Here is a 17817-nt window from a genome sequence, read left to right as displayed (position 1 = left end):
TATTAGCTAGTTGGTGGGGTAACGGCCCACCAAGGCGAAGATGTCTAGCGGGTGTGAGAGCACGACCCGCGCCACTGGCACTGAGACACTGGCCAGACACCTACGGGTGGCTGCAGTCGAGGATCTTCGGCAATGGGCGCAAGCCTGACCGAGCGACGCCGCGTGTGCGATGAAGGCCTTCGGGTTGTAAAGCACTGTCGAGGGGGAGAAAAGCGAAAGCTTGATCTATCCCTGGAGGAAGCACGGGCTAAGTTCGTGCCAGCAGCCGCGGTAAGACGAACCGTGCGAACGTTGTTCGGAATCACTGGGCTTAAAGGGCGCGTAGGCGGGCTGCCAAGTCTGTGGTGAAATCCTCCGGCTCAACCGGAGAACGGCCGTGGATACTGGCGGTCTCGAGGGAGGTAGGGGCATGCGGAACTGTGCGTGGAGCGGTGAAATGCGTTGATATGCACAGGAACTCCGGTGGCGAAGGCGGCATGCTGGACCTCTTCTGACGCTGAGGCGCGAAAGCTAGGGGAGCGAACGGGATTAGATACCCCGGTAGTCCTAGCCCTAAACGTTGAGAACTAGGTAGTAGACTTGACTTGGGTTTACTGCCGAAGCAAAAGTGCTAAGTTCTCCGCCTGGGGAGTATGGCCGCAAGGCTGAAACTCAAAGAAATTGACGGGGGCTCACACAAGCAGTGGAGCATGTGGCTTAATTCGAGGCTACGCGAAGAACCTTATCCTAGACTTGACATGTTCGAAAGAGTTAGCAAGTAGGACCCGGAAACGGGAACGAACGGTATCCAATCCGGAAGCTAACACAGGTGCTGCATGGCTGTCGTCAGCTCGTGTCGTGAGATGTCGGGTTAAGTCCCTTAACGAGCGAAACCCTTACCATTAGTTGCCAGCGGGTCATGCCGGGGACTCTAGTGGGACTGCCGGTGTCAAACCGGAGGAAGGTGGGGATGACGTCAAGTCCTCATGGCCTTTATGTCTAGGGCTGCACACGTGCTACAATGGCGTGAACAAAGGGACGCAAAGTTGCGAAACCAAGCCAATCCCAAAAAACACGCCCCAGTTCAGATCGAAGGCTGCAACTCGCCTTCGTGAAGTTGGAATTGCTAGTAATCGCGGGTCAGCAACACCGCGGTGAATGTGTTCCTGAGCCTTGTACACACCGCCCGTCAAGCCACGAAAGAGTGGAGCGCCCGAAGCCTACTTTACCGTAGTCGAAGGCGAAACACTTGATTGGGACTAAGTCGTAACAAGGTAACCGTAGGGGAACCTGCGGTTGGATCACCTCCTTTCTAAGGATGTATTTCCAAGGCTCTACCTTCACGGGTAGAAGCCGATCAAGTCACCACTCAAACGTAACTCGAACGCTACCAACTTGCATTGATAGATGAAGCCCCGGTCAGGGTAACTTGACCGGGGCTTTTTCCATTTCCGGGGGTTACTTCCCATGACCGACAATCTCCTCGGTTGCCTCCGTTGTCCCCTCGACCCGACCCGCGAGACGCCGCTGACCCGTGACGGCCAGACGCTGACGTGCGGCCAGTGCGCCGTGACGTTCCCGATCAAGCACGGCCTGCCCGTGTTGATCGCAGACGCCGCTACACTGCCGGAGGGAACAAGGGAAGTGTCGCAGCTCCGCTGTCAGCGTCGCGAGAACCGACGGGTCAACCGAGAGAAATAGTAGTAGGCACACTCCGTGTGCCGTCTGCTGTCGGTCGCAGTGACATCGTGCAGGTTTCTGAGGTGTGGAGGAGACGGCACACGGAGTGTGCCTACTACTTTGAAAACCCGCCTAGCGGCAACTCCCCTCCCCCGCTATATCCCGGCCCTCCCGGAGGGTGCGCGCGGATGCGGTGGCTGGGCCTAGCTTTGACTGTCGGCTTGTTGTGCGGCCACGCCCGTGCCGACGTTGACACCCTTCCACAGTACGACCTGCACCTCACACTCGACACGAAGCACCACAAGGCCGACTTCTGCCAGCGCGTCACCTGGACGAACCGGTCGGCGAAGCCGACGGACGAGATCGTCTTTAACTTCTACCCGCACTACCGCATCCCGGACGGCGACCACCTGCTGCTCGCGAAGACGCTCGAACTCCTCCGCATGAACCCGTCGCAGGGCATCGACCGAGCCGGGCGGCACGGCAGCATCGACCGGGTGAGTGTGCCCACGATGACAGGCGAGCCGAAGCTGCTGACGTACTCGTACCGACACGACAACCCGTCCGCCATCGTCGTGAAATTGCCCGGCCCGCTGAACGCCGGCGAAACGATTACCGTCGAACTCGAAGGCGCGATCCGGCTGCCGAACAAGCAGGGCCGCTGGGGCCACTGGCAGGGCGTGCATTACGTCACGAACGCGCTGCCGGTCGTGGCGTTCTTCGACGACATGGGCTGGCACGCCATGCCGTTCATCCCGTGGCACCAGCCGTTCTGGAACGAGGCCGGGCGGTACACGGCGAAGATCCGCCTGCCCGCCGAGCAGAAACTCGCCTGTTCCGCGATCATCAAAGAAGAGCAACCCGGCGCGGACGGCTGGAAGACCATCGAGACGCACCCGTTCGTCGGTCGGGACTTCGCGGTTTTGGCGAGCGCCGAGTACCAGGAGTTCGTCGGCACGACGAAGCTCGCGAGCGGCCGGGAGATCACCCTGAAGTGCCTCGCGTTCCCGCGGCACGAGCACTACGCCCGCGAAATCCTGAAGATCGTCGGCGAGGCGATCCCCGTTTACTCCGAGTGGTTCGGCGAGTTCCCGTACTCGCAGTTCACCGTCGCGGAATCGTACTTCGGCTGGAACGGCAACGAGTGCGGCGGCCTCGTGCTGATCGACGAGCGGGTTTTCGGCATGCCGCACCTGGCGCGGGGGTACGTCGAGTACCTCGTCTCGCACGAGACGTGCCACCAGTGGTGGTACAACCTGGTCGGCACGAACGGGTACGCCGAAACGTTCATCGACGAGGGGGCGGCGACGTACTTCACCCACCGGCTGATCGACCAGAAGCACGGCAAGAACAACGAGCTGCTGAAGTGGCCGGAGGGCATGGGATGGATGCCGAACATCCGCCGGGAGAACTACCGGCACGGCAGCATGTACGGCGCGATCCGCCGGGACGAGATGCCGGCCGCGGCCGGCGACCTGCCGGGGTTCAACCATCTGATCGGCCTGTTCAGCGGGGCCTACGACCGCGGGTCGAAGGTGTTCGGCATGATCGAGGCCCGCCTCGGCGAGGCCGCGTTCTTCGACTTCGTCCGCGGTGTCACGCAAAAGTATTCGTGGAAGGTGTTGTCCGCCCAGCAACTCAAAGCGGAACTCGAAGCCTACACCGGCCAGCCCTGGAACGAGTTCTTCGAGCGGTGGGTGTACGGCAAGGGGACGAGTGACTGGCAGGTCGAGAGCGTCGAGTTGGATAAGTCCCGACAGCGGGTCGCGCGGACGATGATCGGGACCATGAACGCCGGCGGGCCGACGCGGGTTTCCGTGGTCGTGTCGCAGACGGCCGAGTTGTCGGAGGCCACGACCGTCGGTTTTCAGTTCGCCGACGGCGACGGGTTCCCGGTCCGCGTCCCGATCGGCGGTGGCGCGGCAAAAATGAAGCTCGACGACATGGACGTGTCGATCCGGCCGCTCGCGGGCAACAAGGTACGGATCGAGGCGACGCTGCCGCGGGAGCCGACGCAGATCGTCGTCGATCCCGATTCCGTGCTGCTGGACAAGAACCCGGCGAACAACGTCTGGAAGCCGGCCCCGCGGGTGGAGGCGACGCCGTTCTATTCGATGTTGAATCAGACCGACTTGACGACCGACTACGACCGGTGGAACGTCGGCGGCGGGCCGTGGGTCGGCGGGGCGCTGTTCCCGGACCCGTGGTACACGCGGTCCACCATGCTCGGCGTCCGGGCCGGCGTCCACCGCACGCAGGTGTTCAGCGGCGGCGCGTACGCCGCGTACCGCACCGACTTCCGCGACCTCGTCGTCGGGGCGGACGGCCTCTGGGACCACTGGCCGCTGCCGAAGACGCAACTCGGGGTCAACGTCGAGCAGCGGCTCGGCGGCCCCTACGGGAACGTCAACGGCCGGGACACCGCGACGCGGGCGTCGGCGTTCGCCCGGTACGTCTACCAGTACGGGTCGAGCTTTTACCTGCCGCCGCTGGCGTACTCGGAAGTGTTCACGTCGTACCAGGACAACTTCCTGCCGTTCGCCCGGTCGCGGCCGCGCGGGGCGGAGCGGCCGGACTGGACGTTCCTGAACGGTTTGCACACGCGGGTCAACCTGTACACGCCGTACTGGGACCCGGAGTGCGGGTTCTGGGCCGACGCCACGCTCGCCAGCGGAGTCACGCGGCTGCACCGCGACGTGGGCGTGCATCAACTGCGGCTGGAACTGGCGGCCGTGCAGAAGCTGTTGGACAGCGAGTGCCTCGGCCGGTGGAGCCAGACGCGGATCGCCGGCCGCATCGTGACGCAGGGGGCGTTCCCGGACCGCGGGCAGTTCTTCGCGCTCGGCGGCGGGACGCTGTTCCGCGGGTACGACCTCGCCGAGAAGCAGGGGAGCGCCCTCTGGGTGGCGAACGCGGAGTTGAGGCTGCCGCTCTACCGGGACGTGACGTGGGACGTGTTGGACCACACCGTCGGGGCGCGAAACGTGTGGCTGGCGGCGTTCTACGACGTGGGGGCGGTCTACTCGAACGGCCGCCGTGTCGGCGAAGTGGCCCACGCACTCGGGGCCGGGCTGCGGGTGGACACGGCGCTGTTCAGCTTCATCGAGCGGGTGACGTTCCGGTTCGACTTCGCCAAAACGATCAACGACAACACGCCGTTCCAGTTCTGGTTCGGCGTGCAGCACGCATTCTAAACGTGGCGAGCCGAGCGGCGTAAGCCGCCGGGTGGGTCGCCTAACACCCGGCGGCTTACACCGCTCGGCTCGCCACGTTTTGTTGCTTACGCCCCGCCGAACGCCAACTTCGTCGAAGGGGCGGCCTCCGTCGTCGGCTCCGCCGCCGGCTTCTCCGGTGCGTCCGGCCGTGGGGCCTTTCGTAGCAACTTGTCCACCGCCTCGCGGTCCAATTCTTCCTGCTGCAACAGCGCGTTCGCGAGTGCGTCGAGGTCCTCGCGGTTCTTCTCCAGTAGGCTGTACGCCCGTCTCTCGGCGTCGCTCAGGATGCGCTGCACTTCCTCGTCGATGATGCGGGCCGTCCCCTCGCTGAAGTCGCGGGACTCGACGATCTCCTTGCCGAGGAAGACGTGGTCCTCGCCGACGCGGTACGACACCGGGCCGAGCTTCTCGCTCATGCCGAACTGCGTGACCATCATCCGGGCGATCTTCGTGGCGTGCTTCAGGTCGCCGATGGCCCCGCTCATCGGCTCGCCGAACACCAGCCGGTCCGCCGCCCGCCCGCCGAGCGTCACGACCAGTTCCGCGAGCAGTTCCGTGTACGAGTGATCGACGCGGTCCTCGTCCGGCTGGAATAGGGTGAAGCCACCCGCCCTGCCCCGCGGCACGATCGACACCCGCTCGATCGGGTCGGTCTTCGGCTCCAGCCACGCGGCCAGGGCGTGCCCGGCCTCGTGGTACGCCGTCCGCTTCTTCTCCTCCTCGCCGAACGCTTCCTCCCGCTTCGCCCCGAGGCGGACGCGGTCGGACGCCTGGTCGAAGTCTTCCTGCTCGATCTTGTTCTTCCCGGCCCGCGTCGCCAAGAGCGCCGCCTCGTTACAGAGGTTCCGTAGCTCAGCCCCGCTCATGCCGATCATCGACCGGGCGATCCGCTCGAGGTCCACGGCGTCCGACAGCGGCTTGTTCCGCGTGTGGACCTTCAGGATCGCCAGCCGCCCCTGCCACGTCGGGCGGGTGACGGTGACGTGCCGGTCGAACCGCCCCGGCCGCAGGAGCGCGGTGTCCAGCACGTCCGGCCGGTTCGTCGCCGCCAGGACGATGACCGTCTCCGTCGGCTGGAACCCGTCCATCTCACTGAGGATTTGGTTGAGCGTCTGCTCGCGCTCGTCCGACCCGCCGCCGACGCCCGCGCCGCGCATCCGGCCGACGGCGTCGATCTCGTCGATGAACACGACGCACGGGGCGTTCTCCTTCGCCGTCTTGAACAGGTCGCGGACCCGGCTGGCCCCGACGCCGACGAACATCTGGATGAACTCGGACCCGTTGATGCTAAAGAACGGCACGTTCGCCTCGCCGGCGACCGCCTTCGCGAGGAGCGTCTTCCCCGTCCCCGGCGGGCCGACGAGCAGCACGCCCTTCGGGACTTGCGCCCCGAGGCGGGTAAACTTGTCCGAGTTCCGCAGGAAGTCCACGATCTCCTGCAACTCCCGCTTCGTGGAGTCCATGCCGGCCACATCGTCGAAGGTCACGCGGGTCTTGCCCTTCTCGTACCGGCGGGCGGGGCTGCGGATGTAGTTGTTGATGAACCCGCCGCCGCCGGACTCGCGCAGCCGTGGCAGCACGAAGAACACCACGATGGCCGCGAACCCCATGAGCAACAGCGTCGTCCAGAGCAGCGGGCCGATGTAGTTCATCTGCTCTTCTTCGACCGTCACCACGACCGGCTCCTGGCCGTCCTTCTTCTCGTCCCGGACCTTGCGGTCGGCCGCCTTCACGACCTCGACCACGTCGCGGTACGTGTTGTCCGTGTGCGGGAGCTGGACGGAGAAGAGGCCGCCGGTGAGTTCGAGTTGCTTCGCGAGTTCGCCCTTCGGGTCGCGGACCTCGCCGTAAGCCCGCTCCTGGCCGACGAGCTTGAACGCCTTGATCTCGCCGGCGTCGCGGACCTTCTCGAACGCCGTCACGGAAATCCGCGTCGGGCTTTGGAACAGCAGGAGCAGGAGGACGACGCCGAGGACGACGCACACGGCCGCCCACCCGCCGGGGAGGAGGACGTTCGGGCGGCCCGGCTTCGTCGCCGGGGGGTTCGGGGCCGGTGGGGACGGCGTCGGGGGCGGGTTGTCTTCGGGAGCGGCTGGCATTCCGAACGGCCTCGTGCTTCGGGAATCGACTTCCCCATTTTAGGGCCGGGGCGACGGGGCGGTCCGGGAAATCCCGACGCTCACGCGGCGGTCCGACTTCCGAAGTCCGGTTTTAGACTTCGGAAGTCGAGCGGGTAAGGGGGCGTGATCCGCCTCCGCGAAAGCGGCTGCGACGTTCGACTTCTGAAGTCGAAGCCGGACTTCGGAAGTCAGGGCCATTACGCCAGCAGCGCCTTCACGGCCGAATGCTCCTCCACGCCGGTGAGCCGCTGGTCGAGGCCCTGGAACTTGACCGCGAACCGCTTGTGGTCGATCCCCAGGCAGTGCAGGATCGTCGCGTTCAGGTCGTGCAGGTGGACCGGGTCCTTCACGACGTTGTAACTGAAGTCGTCCGTCTCGCCGTGGGCGTAGCCCGGCTTGAGGCCGCCGCCGGCCATCCACATCGTCCAGCACCGCGGGTGGTGGTCGCGGCCGTAGTTCGCTTTCGTCAGCCCGCCCTGGCAGTAGACCGTCCGCCCGAACTCGCCGGTCCAAACGACGAGCGTGTCCTTGAGTAGGCCGCGTTGCTTCAGGTCCGTGACGAGGGCGTAACACGCCTGGTCCACGTCCCGGCACTGGTTCGGCAGGTCGCCGGCGATGTTGGCGTGCTGGTCCCAGCCGCGGTGGAAAAGTTGGACGAACCGCACGTCCCGCTCGACCAGACGGCGGGCGAGCAGGCAGCTGGCCGCGAACGTGCCGGGCTTCGTCACGTCCGGGCCGTACAGGTCGAGCGTCTTCTTGTCCTCCTTCGACAGGTCCATCAGGTCCGGCACGCTCGTCTGCATCCGGAACGCCATCTCGTACTGCGTGATCCGCGTCTGCGTCTCCGGGTCGGCGAGCTGGTCGAAGTGCTGTTGGTTCAACTTGCCGAGGGCGTCGAGCATCGTCCGGCGGGTCGAGGCGTCCACGCCGTCCGGGTTCGACAGGAACAGTACCGGGTCGCCCTGCGACCGCAGCGCGACGCCCTGGTGCTTACTCGGCAGGAACCCGGCGCTCCAGAGCCGGTTGTAGATCGCCTGCGCCTCCTTGCGGCCGGACCACGACGGCGTCATCACGACGAAGTCGGGCAGGTCCTTGTTCATCGTTCCCAGGCCGTAGCTCAACCACGCGCCGAGGCTCGGCTTGCCGGGAATCTGGTTGCCCGTGCAGAGGTACGTCACGGCCGGGTCGTGGTTGATCGCCTCCGTGTGCAGGCTCTTTACGACCGTCAACTCGTCGGCCAGCTTCGCCGTCCACGGCAGCAACTCGCTCACCCAGAGGCCGGCCTTGCCGTGCTGGGCGAACTTGAACTTCGACGGCGCGAGCGGGAACCGGACCTGGCCGCTGGTCATCGTCGTCAGCCGCTGGCCCTTGCGAATCGAGTCCGGCAGTTCCTTGTCGAACTGGTCGGCGAGTTTCGGCTTGTGGTCGAACAGGTCGAGCTGCGACGGCCCGCCGTTCATGAGCAGGAAGATGGCCCGCTTTGCCGTCGGGGCGAAGTGCGGCAGCCCGGCGATGGGTTCGGCCGCCGCGCGGCCCGGCAGCATCGTCGAGAGGGCGGCCGCGCCGAGGCCGAGGGCGGACTGGCCGAAGAACGCCCGGCGGGTGAGGGCCGTCAGCGATTCGCGGATCGGGTGCATGGCGGGCCTACTTAGTGAGGACTTCGTCCAGGTTCAGGACCGTGTTCGCGACCATCGTGAGGGCCGCGAGGTCGGTTGCATTTAGCTTCGAGTCGGCCTTCGTTTCACCGAGAGCCAGCAGCTTCGTCGCCGCGGCCGTGTCCTTCGCGAAGGCGGTACGATACTCCGCGTGCGCGGCCTTGAGAATCGTTCGTTCCGAATCGGTGATCGGCCGACCGACGGCGAGTTTGAACAGGTGGCCGACTGGGTCGCCCTCGTTTTCTTTCATCGCCCGTTCGGCCGTGGCGCGGGCCGCTTCCACGAACTGCGTCTCGTTCATGAGCAAGAGTGCCTGGAGTGGCGTGTTCGTCCGCTCGCGGCGGACGGTGCAGGCTTCGCGGCTCGGCGCGTCGAGCGCCGTCATCTGCGGCGGCGGCGAGGTCCGCTTCCAGAACGTGTAAAGGCTGCGGCGGTGGACCTTCTCGTGCCCGGCGTCGGCCGAAAAGCGGGCGGTGTTGCTTGACGTGTACCCGACCGCCTCCCACAGCCCGGCCGGCTGCGGCGGCTTCACGCTCGGCCCGCCGACCTTCTCGACGAGGAGCCCGCCGACGTACAGCGCCTGGTCGCGGACCATCTCGGCGTCGAGCCGGAACCGCGGGCCGCGGGAGAGCAGCCGGTTCTGTGGGTCCTTCGTCAGCTTCTCCGGCGTTACCCTCGCCGACTGTCGATAAGTCTCCGACAAGACGAACGCCTTCATCAGCTTCTTCACGTCCCAGCCCGACTCGCGGAACTGGACGGCGAGGTAGTCCAGCAGTTCGGGGTGGCTCGGCAACTCGCCCTGCGTGCCGAAGTCGTCTGCCGTCTTCACGAGGCCGGTCCCGAACACCTGCTGCCAGAACCGGTTGACCGCGACACGGGCCGTCAGGGGGTGGTCCGCGGACACGAGCCAGTTCGCGAGTTCCAGCCGATTCGCGGGCGTGCCCTTCGCCGGGAGTACCCGCGGCGTCGCGCGGCCGACCGGCTCGCCGCGCTGGTCGTACTCGCCGCGCTTCAGCAAGAACGCCGGCCGCGGGGTGGCCCGCTCCTTAAACACGTAACTGACGGCAACCTCGCCGTCGAGCTTCACGATCGCGCCGGCCAGCTCGGTCCGCTCCTTCTGCAACGGCTCGAACGTGTCGCGGGTCTTCTTGTACCCGTTCTCGATGAAGAACTCGCGGAGTTGCTTCTTCTGCGCGTCCGTCCGCTTAACGGCGTCGAGTTTGATGATCTCGCGGATCGCCTGCGGGACGCCGGTGTCGGCGGCGGCGGAGGCCGCCCACTCGGCGAGCGTGTCGAACCGCCGGTCGCCCTGCGGCGTGGCGGTCACGATCCCGGCCTTGTCCCAGAACGCCGTGCCGTCGAACTGCGTGAACGCCAGGCCGGTGACCACCGACCCCGGCTTGATCCCGACCAGCGCGGCCGCGATTTCGAGCCGGACCCACTTCCCGGCCTCCGGCAGTTGGCCCTGCGGCCGCCGCTCGGTCGTGCGGTCCTTGCCCCAGTCGATGCGGTTCTCGCCCCAGTACGCCCGGTGCAGCCACCCGGACGTGTGCCACTGGAGCATGATCTCCTTCGGCGGGTGTTTCGGGTCGATGAACACGTAGGCGAACAGTTTGTCCCCTGCCCCGACACGAAGGCCGGGCGACACGTCGGTCAGGACGACCTGCTTCAAGCCGTCGGCCGTCAGTTTCACCGACTTCTCGCCCGCGGCCGGTTCGTGCGTCGATTTCGCCACGAAGTCCCACGCGGCGTTGAACCCGGCGGCGGCGGCCGGCGTCCCGCCGGGCGGCAGCGCGTCGTCGATCCACACGACATCCTTCCGCGGCACGGCCGCGGTGATCGTCCCGGTGGCGTCGCCGGCGTACTTCACCTTCGCGACCTCGTCGGCGATCCGCTCGTTCACGGCCGAGAGTTTCGCCCGCAGCTCGGCCAGTTTCGCGGACTGCTCCGGCGTCGGCACGGGCACGAACGGCGCGTGCCGGGCGGCGTTCCCGTCGAGCGCGGACCCCTCGATGCTGTTGAAGTACGCGAACAGCGAGTAGTAATCCTTCTGCGAGAACGGGTCGTACTTGTGGTCGTGGCAGCGGGCGCACCCGGCGGTCAAGCCGAGCATGACCGACCCGAACGTGTCCACGATGTCCACGACGTTGCGGACGTAGCACTCTTCCTCGATCACGCCGCCCTCGCTCGTCGTGATGTTGCACCGGAGGAACCCGGTGGCGACCTGCTGATCGACGGTCGCGTTCGGGAGCAGATCGCCGGCGAGCTGCTCGACCAGGAACTTGTCGTAGGGCTTGTTCTCGTTGAAGGCGCGGATGACCCACTCGCGGTAGAGGTACATCTCGCGGAAGTTGTCCAGGTGCAGGCCGTGCGTGTCGCCGTACCGGGCGTAGTCGAGCCAGAACCGGGCCATGTGTTCGCCGAATCGCGGCGACTTCAGCAGCCGGTCCACGACCTTCTCGGCCGCGTTCGCCGTTGTGTCCGCGAGGTAGTCGTCCACCTCCTTCGGCGACGGCGGCAGGCCGGTCAGGTCGAACGTAACGCGGCGGAGCCACGTCGTCTTCGTGGCCTCCGGCGACGGCTTCAGCCCCTCGGCCGTCAGCCGTCCGCGGATGAAGTGGTCGATCGTGTTTCCGATCTCTGACTTCTGACCTCCGGCCTCCGGCTTCCGGGGCGGCACGAACGCCCAGTGTTCGGTCCACTTGCCCCCCTGCTCCACCCACTGCTTCAACTTCGCGACCTGCTCATGCTTCAGCGGTTTGTTGAACTTCTTCGGCGGCATCACCCGCTCGGCGTCCGTTTCCAGGATTCTCTCGATGAGGTCGCTGTCCGCCGGCTTGCCGGCGGTGACGACCCCGGCGAGGCCGTCCTTCGTGTCGAGCCGCAGCTTCGCCTTGCGGGCCTTCTCGTCCGGCCCGTGGCAGGCGTAGCAGTGCTCGGCGAGGATCGGCTGAATCTCGCGGGTAAAGTCGATGGCCGCCGGGTCGGCGGCCGCGGCCGGCGCGATCAAGAGGGCGACGAACGGGAGGTAGCGGAGCATCGAGAGGCCCAGGCGGGGACGCGATTCGGCGAGTCGGAGGGTTCGCGATTCGGTTGTACCAGATTGCCGGGTCGAATGCCAGCGGCCCGACTTCCGAAGTCCGGTTTCGACTTCGGAAGTCGATCCGGGAGAGGGGCGGTTGCCGAACCTACGAATGCGGCTGCGAGGTTGGACTTCCGAAGTCGAAGCCGGACTTCGGAAGTCGGTCACCAAGATCGCGAAACTCGCTTCTTGATTTCCTCACGATTCGGCTCTACCATCTCACTTCAATCTCAGGACGGTTCACTCGCAGGACCGGTCCCGGACGCCTTCGCCCCGTCGTGCGGGCCGGGACGGACACCGCGGTGACAGGTTGGAGAACCCTTATGAGCGCGCGAATCGCGGACGAAAAGCACCCGATCACGACCGAGCGGGCCGCCCGCCTCTATCGCCTCCTTACGATCCTCTCCGACGGCCCGCAACGGCGGGAAGCGCTCTTGAAAAAGCTCAAGCTGAACGAGCGGGGCTTCTACCGGGAACTCGAACTGCTCCGCGCCCGCGGCATCAGCGTCGATCCGGCGGACAACAAGTACCACCTCGTCGGCGACCTCGACACCGCGCTCGCGAAGCTGCCCGTCCCGGACCTGAAGCTGAACGTCCGCGAGGCGCTGACGCTCGCGAAAGGCCCCACGTCCGCCCACCGGAAGCTCCAGTCCCAACTCAACCACCTGCTCGGCACGACCCGCAACGGCACGTTCTGAGCTTGACCCGTTCGCCCGCCGGAGGGCATCCTGGGCCGATCTCCCACCGAGGTTGGCCCATGAAGTCCGTGATCGTCATCCCCGCCCGGTTCGCCTCGACCCGGCTGCCGGGCAAGCCGCTGCTTCGCGAGACCGGCAAGACGCTGATCGAACACGTCCACGACCAGGCCGCGAAGGTCCGCGGCGCGGGCCGGGTGCTGGTCGCGACCGATGACGAGCGGATTCGCGATGCCGTGCGGGCGTTCGGCGGCCACGCCGTGATGACGCGGGCCGACCACGCCAGCGGCACGGACCGGATCGCGGAAGTGGCGGAATCGCTGCCCGACGCCGACGTGTTCGTCAACCTGCAAGGCGACGAGCCGCAGTTCGACCCGCGGGCCGTCGAGGGGCTGATGCGGCTCATGGCCGACGGCACGGCGAACATGGCGACGCTGGCCACGCCGATCCGCGACCGGACGACCTACGAGAACCCGAACTGCGTGAAGGTCGTCTGCGCCGACGACGGCCGGGCGCTCTACTTCAGCCGCAGCCCGATCCCGCACGTCCGCGACGGGCAACCCGACTTCTCCGGCGACCGATTCCTCCTCCACCTCGGCGTGTACGCCTACCGGCGGGATTCGCTCCTCAAGATCGCGAAGACGCCGCCGCACCCGCTGGAGGAAAGCGAGAAGCTGGAACAACTTCGGATGCTGGCCGTGGGCGGGACGATCCGGGTCGCGGTCGTGCCGGCCGCCCACCGCGGGGTGGACACGCCGGCCGATTATGCCGCGTTCGTCGAGTCGTACCGCCGCGACCGGCTGCGCGGGGCCGCGTGACGGACGTTTGTACAGTTTCAGGCGAACTCTTCTTGGACCCGACCCCGGCGGTCGATATAGTCACCTTTGGGCCACCGCACCACCGGCGGCGCGGCCCCGGCCGGGGTGCGGGTGAATGGCGAAACACATTTTCGTGACGGGCGGCGTCGTTAGTTCCTTAGGAAAAGGCTTGACTTCCGCGTCGGTCGGGATGCTCCTCGAGCGCCGCGGCCTCACCGTCCGGATGCAGAAGTTCGACCCGTACTTGAACGTCGATCCCGGCACGATGTCCCCGTACCAACACGGCGAGGTCTACGTCCTCGACGACGGGGCCGAGACCGACCTCGACCTCGGCCACTACGAACGCTTCACGAACGCCCCCCTCAACCGCGACTGCAACTACACCACCGGCAAAATCTACCAGTCGATCATCACGAAGGAACGCAACGGCGAGTACCGCGGCAAGACGGTGCAGGTCATCCCACACGTCACGGACGAGATCAAGCTGTGCATCCGGAAGCTGCTCGCCCCCAACGTGGACGTGGTCATCACCGAGATCGGCGGGACGGTCGGCGACATCGAGGGGATGCCGTTCTTTGAGGCGATCCGCCAGTTCGCGCTGGAGGTCGGCAAGCAGAACTGCCTGTTCATCCACCTCACGCTGGTCCCGTACCTGAAGGCGGCCGGCGAGCTGAAGACGAAGCCGACGCAACACAGCGTCCAGGAGTTGCGGAAGATCGGGATTCAGCCGGACGTGGTCATCTGCCGCACCGAGCGGACGATCCCGCCGGAGGACTGCGACAAGATCGCCCAGATGTGCAGCATCGAGCGGCGGGCCGTGATCGAGGAGAAGGACCGCGAGCATAGCATCTACGAGGTGCCGCTGAGCCTGCACGAGAAGAAGATCGACGAACTCATCGTCGAGAAGCTGAACCTGTCGCACGCGAAACCGGCCGAGATTTCCGACTGGCGGGAGATGCTGTCTCGCGTCATCCACAAGCCGCCGCTCGAGGTGCAGATCGCGTTCGTCGGGAAGTACGTCAAGCACCGCGACGCGTACAAGTCCGTTTACGAGGCCCTCGATCACGCCGGCATCTTCCACAACTGCAAGGTCCGGCTCACCCGGATCGAGGCGGAGAACGTCGAGAAGGACGGGGCCGCGGCCCTGATGAGCGGCGTGGACGGGTTGCTCGTCCCCGGCGGGTTCGACAAGCGGGGCACGAACGGGAAGATCGAGGCCATCCGCTTCGCCCGCGAGAACAGCGTCCCGTTCTTCGGCATCTGCCTCGGGTTGCAGTGCGCGACCATCGAATACGCCCGCAACGTCCTCGGGCTGTCGAACGCGAACTCGACGGAGTTCGACAAGCAGACGCCGCACCCGGTCGTGGCGTTGCTGGACGAGCAGAAGAAGGTCACGCAGGTCGGCGGGACGATGCGGCTCGGGGCCTACGATTGCAAGCTGCTGCCAGACACGAGGGCGGCGAAGGCGTACAAGAGCCTCCTCGTTTCCGAGCGCCACCGGCACCGGTACGAGGTGAACAACGACTACCGCGACCGGCTGCAAGCGGCGGGGTTGCTCATCTCCGGGACGAGTCCGGACGGGTCGCTGGTGGAGGTGATCGAGCTGCCGGACCACCCGTGGTTCGTCGGCGTGCAGTGCCACCCGGAGTTCAAGTCGAAGCCGATCGAGCCGCACCCGCTGTTCCGCGACTTCATCGGCGCGTCGCTGAAGCTGCGACAGACGAAGAAGGACGAGGCGGTCCGCAACCGCGCTGTCGTCGTCGGCTAACCCACTTTGATTTCGGCCAACCACTCGTCGTACTGCTTCCGACTCGGCCGGGTGAACCACACCGCCACCAGCCCGACCGCGGCCGGCACGAGCAGCCGCTGGTTCGCCGTGAGGGCGTAGCCGACCAGCAGGATGAGCGTCGGCACGTTGATGAGGAACGTCCGCAGCAGCGCCTCGGACGTGAACCGCGCGAACAGGTCCGGGTCGGCGGCCTTCGCCGTCCGCACGAGGAGCAGCGCCCGTTTCAGAAACAGCACGTTCAACAGCAGCACGAGGACGGCCGCGCCGAAGAACGCGTCGGCCGCCCGCGGGTGCGGGACGAGGGCGAGGTTCATCTTGTTGACGGAAAACACGACCACGCCCGCCGCGACGATCTGCACGACGGTGAACACGGTCAGGAACATGCGGACGTTGCCCAACTTCTGCGGTACGTCGTCGGTCGTGGGTGCGCTCATGGTGAATTCCAGTTACGGCCGTTGAGCGGCTTCAGAAAGGTGATTTTGCATTTTTCATCGGTCATTTTGAATCGGATCGGTCATTTCAAACCGCGAACCATTTCAAAATGACCGATGAAAAATGCAAAGTTCAGTCCTCGCGGCTCACTTCCACGAGGTTGTCGAAGAACGTCGCCCCGCCGCCGAGGTCGGTGAGGGCGGTGCTCGTCAGCGTGTTGTGGTTGCGGCCGTCCGGCGTGTAGCGGGACCACCAGCACCCTTGCGTCACGACGACGCCCGACTTCACCGTCTCGCCGACGTTCGCCCGCGCCCGGAAGCGGCCGCGGTCGTTGTAGATCGTCACCGTCTCGCCGTCCGCGATGCCGCGGGCGGCCGCGTCGGTCGGGTGCAGGTCCACGGTCGGCTCGGCCGCCTGCTTCCGAAGGTGAGCGATTTCCACAAACGTCGAGTTCAAGAAGGCGGGGTCCGGCGGCGTCACCATCTGGAGCGGGTACTTCCGCGCCAACTCCGGCCGCGTCTGCGGGTCCTCGTGGGGCGGTTGGTAGTACGGCAGCGGGTCGCGGCCGGCCGCCTGCTCGTTCGGATTGAACAGGTAGCATTTGCCGCTCGGCGTGCCGAAGTTTCCTTCCGCGAACGGGGCGAAGTCCCGCGGCACGTTCAGCCGCGTCGGCGTGCCGTCGCGGAGCCGGTCGAACGTGATCCCGGCGAACCCGCCCTTCTCTGTCATTGAATCGCGGCACAACTCCTCGTCCGAAACCTCGAACAGCTCCGGCTCGAAGTCCATCGCCCGCGCGAGCAGGCGGAAGACCTCCGTGTTCGCCTTCGTCTCGCCGGGCGGCGGTAGGGCGGGCGGGTTCGCCTGCACGTACAGGTGGCCGTAGGCGCTGTGGATGTCCCAGTGTTCGAGCTGCATCGTCGCCGGTAGCACGATATCCGCGTGCCCGGCAGTGTCGGTCAGGAAGTGTTCGAGGACGACGGTGAACAGGTCGTCGCGGCGAAGGCCGGCCAGCACCCGTGACTGGTCCGGGCAGACCGCCGCCGGGTTCGAGTTGTAAACGACCATCGCCTTCACCGGCGGGCCGGGAAGTTCGCCGTGAAGGGCTTCCGCCAGTTGCACCATGTTGACGGTCCGCGTGCCGGGCGGGATCAGGTCCGGTCGTTCGAGCTTGAACGAGTCGAACGGGAACTCCTTGCTCGTGCTGAGCAGCGCGCCCGCGCCGGGGTGTCGCCAATCGCCGGTGACGGCCGGCAGGCAGGTGATCGTCCGCACGGCCATTCCGCCGCCACCGTGCCGCTGGAGGCCGTAGTTCAACCGGATGAGCGCCGGGCCACCGAACAAGGCGCGCGACCGGCCGTACTCCTTCGCGAACTGCTCGATCTCCTCGACCGACAGCCCGGTGATGCGGGACACCTTGTCCGGCGGGTACTCGTTCAGCGCCCGTGCCTTCAGTTCCTCGCCGCCGAGGCAGTAGTTGTCGAGGTAGTCCTGATCGTGCCACCCTTCGAGGAAGAGGACGTGCATGACGCCGAGGGCCAGGGCCGCGTCCGTGCCGGGGCGGATCGGCAGCCACCAGTCGGACTTCTCGGCGGTCGGCGTCCGGAACGGGTCGATGGTCACGATCCGCGCGCCGCGCTTCCGGGCCTCGTGCTCGACCGCCCAGAAGTGCGCGTTCGTGACGACGGTGTTCGACCCCCAGTTCACGATGAACCGGCAGTTGACGGCCAGCTCCGGGTCCGTGACCGCCCGCTTGCCGATGCCGAGCGTCACCTCGCACCCGGCACTGCCGGCGGACGCGCAGATCGTGCGGTCGAGCAGGGACGCCCCGAGCCGGTGGAAGAACCGGCGGTCGAGACTCGATCCTTGAATCTTCCCCATCGTCCCGGCGTAGCTGTACGGCAGAATCGCCTCCGGGCCGAACTCGGCCGCGACCCGCTTCAGTCTGTCCGCGACGGTGCGGATCGCCTCGTCCCAGGTGATGCGCTCGAAGCGGCCCTCGCCCTTCGGACCGACGCGGCGGAGCGGGTGGTACAACCGCTCCGGGTGGTAGACCCGTTCGAGGTAGTGGTTCACCTTCCGGCACAGGAAGCCGTTCGTGAACGGGTGGGCCTCGTCGCCGCGGAGTTTCACCGCGCGCTTCTCGACCGGATCGACCGTCACCACCATCCCGCAGGTGTCGGGGCAGTCGAGCGGGCACACGGCCCGGACCGTCGTGAGTTCGCGTGGCATCGGAAGTTTCGCCCTCAGTCGCACACAAATGACACGGCCATGAAATCTCTTCGCGTCACTCGCCTCGGCGTGGGAACAAAAGCCGAAAAAATCGAGGGTCGCGGCTTGCAGGTTCCTACCGGT

The 17817-nt window shown here is 66.3% G+C and carries 10 protein-coding genes and 1 rRNA gene; 6 read left to right on the top strand and 5 right to left on the bottom strand.

Annotation, left to right across the window (positions count from 1 at the left end; genetic code table 11):
- From AC5JJ2_RS12950 to AC5JJ2_RS12940, 3 genes are all read left to right on the top strand, one after another.
- Positions 1 to 1291 (top strand): 16S ribosomal RNA (locus tag AC5JJ2_RS12950); the annotation flags it as partial.
- A 155-nt stretch (positions 1292 to 1446) separates the two neighbouring features.
- On the top strand, positions 1447 to 1680 hold the full coding sequence (locus AC5JJ2_RS12945; RefSeq protein WP_495858411.1) for a Trm112 family protein: 234 nt from the start codon (positions 1447 to 1449) through the stop codon (positions 1678 to 1680).
- 167 nt (positions 1681 to 1847) lie between these two features.
- The gene (locus AC5JJ2_RS12940; protein WP_495858410.1) at positions 1848 to 4853 is read left to right on the top strand and encodes a M1 family metallopeptidase; all 3006 of its coding nucleotides are present in this window, start codon (positions 1848 to 1850) and stop codon (positions 4851 to 4853) included.
- Between the two features lie 86 nt (positions 4854 to 4939).
- On the opposite strand, the gene ftsH is transcribed toward AC5JJ2_RS12940, so the two are convergent.
- From ftsH to AC5JJ2_RS12925, 3 genes are all read right to left on the bottom strand, one after another.
- Positions 4940 to 6973, bottom strand: coding sequence for an ATP-dependent zinc metalloprotease FtsH (gene ftsH / locus AC5JJ2_RS12935; RefSeq protein ID WP_495858409.1), 2034 nt, complete (start codon positions 6971 to 6973; stop codon positions 4940 to 4942).
- Between the two features lie 218 nt (positions 6974 to 7191).
- Complete coding sequence (locus AC5JJ2_RS12930) at positions 7192 to 8631, bottom strand: DUF1501 domain-containing protein (protein ID WP_495858408.1); 1440 nt, start codon at positions 8629 to 8631, stop codon at positions 7192 to 7194.
- Positions 8632 to 8638: 7 nt separating this feature from the next.
- Entirely contained in the window at positions 8639 to 11689 is a 3051-nt protein-coding gene (locus AC5JJ2_RS12925) for a PSD1 and planctomycete cytochrome C domain-containing protein (protein WP_495858407.1), read from the bottom strand.
- A gap of 365 nt (positions 11690 to 12054) precedes the next feature.
- Here AC5JJ2_RS12925 and AC5JJ2_RS12920 point away from each other — a divergent pair, with 365 nt between their 5' ends.
- The 3 genes from AC5JJ2_RS12920 (at position 12055) to pyrG (ending at position 15012) form a co-directional block, all read left to right on the top strand.
- Positions 12055 to 12429 (top strand): hypothetical protein, encoded by a 375-nt coding sequence (locus tag AC5JJ2_RS12920; RefSeq protein WP_495858406.1) that lies wholly within the window; start codon positions 12055 to 12057, stop codon positions 12427 to 12429.
- 59 nt (positions 12430 to 12488) lie between these two features.
- Positions 12489 to 13244, top strand: coding sequence for a 3-deoxy-manno-octulosonate cytidylyltransferase (gene kdsB / locus AC5JJ2_RS12915; RefSeq protein WP_495858405.1), 756 nt, complete (start codon positions 12489 to 12491; stop codon positions 13242 to 13244).
- 115 nt (positions 13245 to 13359) lie between these two features.
- The gene (gene pyrG / locus AC5JJ2_RS12910; RefSeq protein WP_495858404.1) at positions 13360 to 15012 is read left to right on the top strand and encodes a CTP synthase; all 1653 of its coding nucleotides are present in this window, start codon (positions 13360 to 13362) and stop codon (positions 15010 to 15012) included.
- Here the strand turns inward: pyrG and AC5JJ2_RS12905 are convergent.
- On the bottom strand, positions 15009 to 15467 hold the full coding sequence (locus tag AC5JJ2_RS12905) for a hypothetical protein (RefSeq protein WP_495858403.1): 459 nt from the start codon (positions 15465 to 15467) through the stop codon (positions 15009 to 15011). The genes pyrG and AC5JJ2_RS12905 overlap by 4 nt on opposite strands.
- A 130-nt stretch (positions 15468 to 15597) precedes the next feature.
- Positions 15598 to 17694, bottom strand: coding sequence for a molybdopterin-containing oxidoreductase family protein (locus AC5JJ2_RS12900; RefSeq protein ID WP_495858402.1), 2097 nt, complete (start codon positions 17692 to 17694; stop codon positions 15598 to 15600).
- Between the last annotated feature and the right edge of the window lie 123 nt (positions 17695 to 17817).

It is taken from the genome of Limnoglobus sp., assembly GCF_059499385.1.
This window is presented reverse-complemented; position numbering and strand designations above follow the sequence as displayed.

What these genes read in the sequence shown, in the direction of transcription:
- AC5JJ2_RS12945 (WP_495858411.1), top strand. Translation starts at nt 1,447, where the DNA reads ATGACCGACAATCTCCTCGGTTGCCTCCGTTGTCCCCTCGACCCGACC.
- AC5JJ2_RS12940 (WP_495858410.1), top strand. Translation starts at nt 1,848, where the DNA reads ATGCGGTGGCTGGGCCTAGCTTTGACTGTCGGCTTGTTGTGCGGCCAC.
- ftsH (WP_495858409.1), bottom strand. Translation starts at nt 6,973, where the DNA reads ATGCCAGCCGCTCCCGAAGACAACCCGCCCCCGACGCCGTCCCCACCG.
- AC5JJ2_RS12930 (WP_495858408.1), bottom strand. Translation starts at nt 8,631, where the DNA reads ATGCACCCGATCCGCGAATCGCTGACGGCCCTCACCCGCCGGGCGTTC.
- AC5JJ2_RS12925 (WP_495858407.1), bottom strand. Translation starts at nt 11,689, where the DNA reads ATGCTCCGCTACCTCCCGTTCGTCGCCCTCTTGATCGCGCCGGCCGCG.
- AC5JJ2_RS12920 (WP_495858406.1), top strand. Translation starts at nt 12,055, where the DNA reads ATGAGCGCGCGAATCGCGGACGAAAAGCACCCGATCACGACCGAGCGG.
- kdsB (WP_495858405.1), top strand. Translation starts at nt 12,489, where the DNA reads ATGAAGTCCGTGATCGTCATCCCCGCCCGGTTCGCCTCGACCCGGCTG.
- pyrG (WP_495858404.1), top strand. Translation starts at nt 13,360, where the DNA reads ATGGCGAAACACATTTTCGTGACGGGCGGCGTCGTTAGTTCCTTAGGA.
- AC5JJ2_RS12905 (WP_495858403.1), bottom strand. Translation starts at nt 15,467, where the DNA reads ATGAGCGCACCCACGACCGACGACGTACCGCAGAAGTTGGGCAACGTC.
- AC5JJ2_RS12900 (WP_495858402.1), bottom strand. Translation starts at nt 17,694, where the DNA reads ATGCCACGCGAACTCACGACGGTCCGGGCCGTGTGCCCGCTCGACTGC.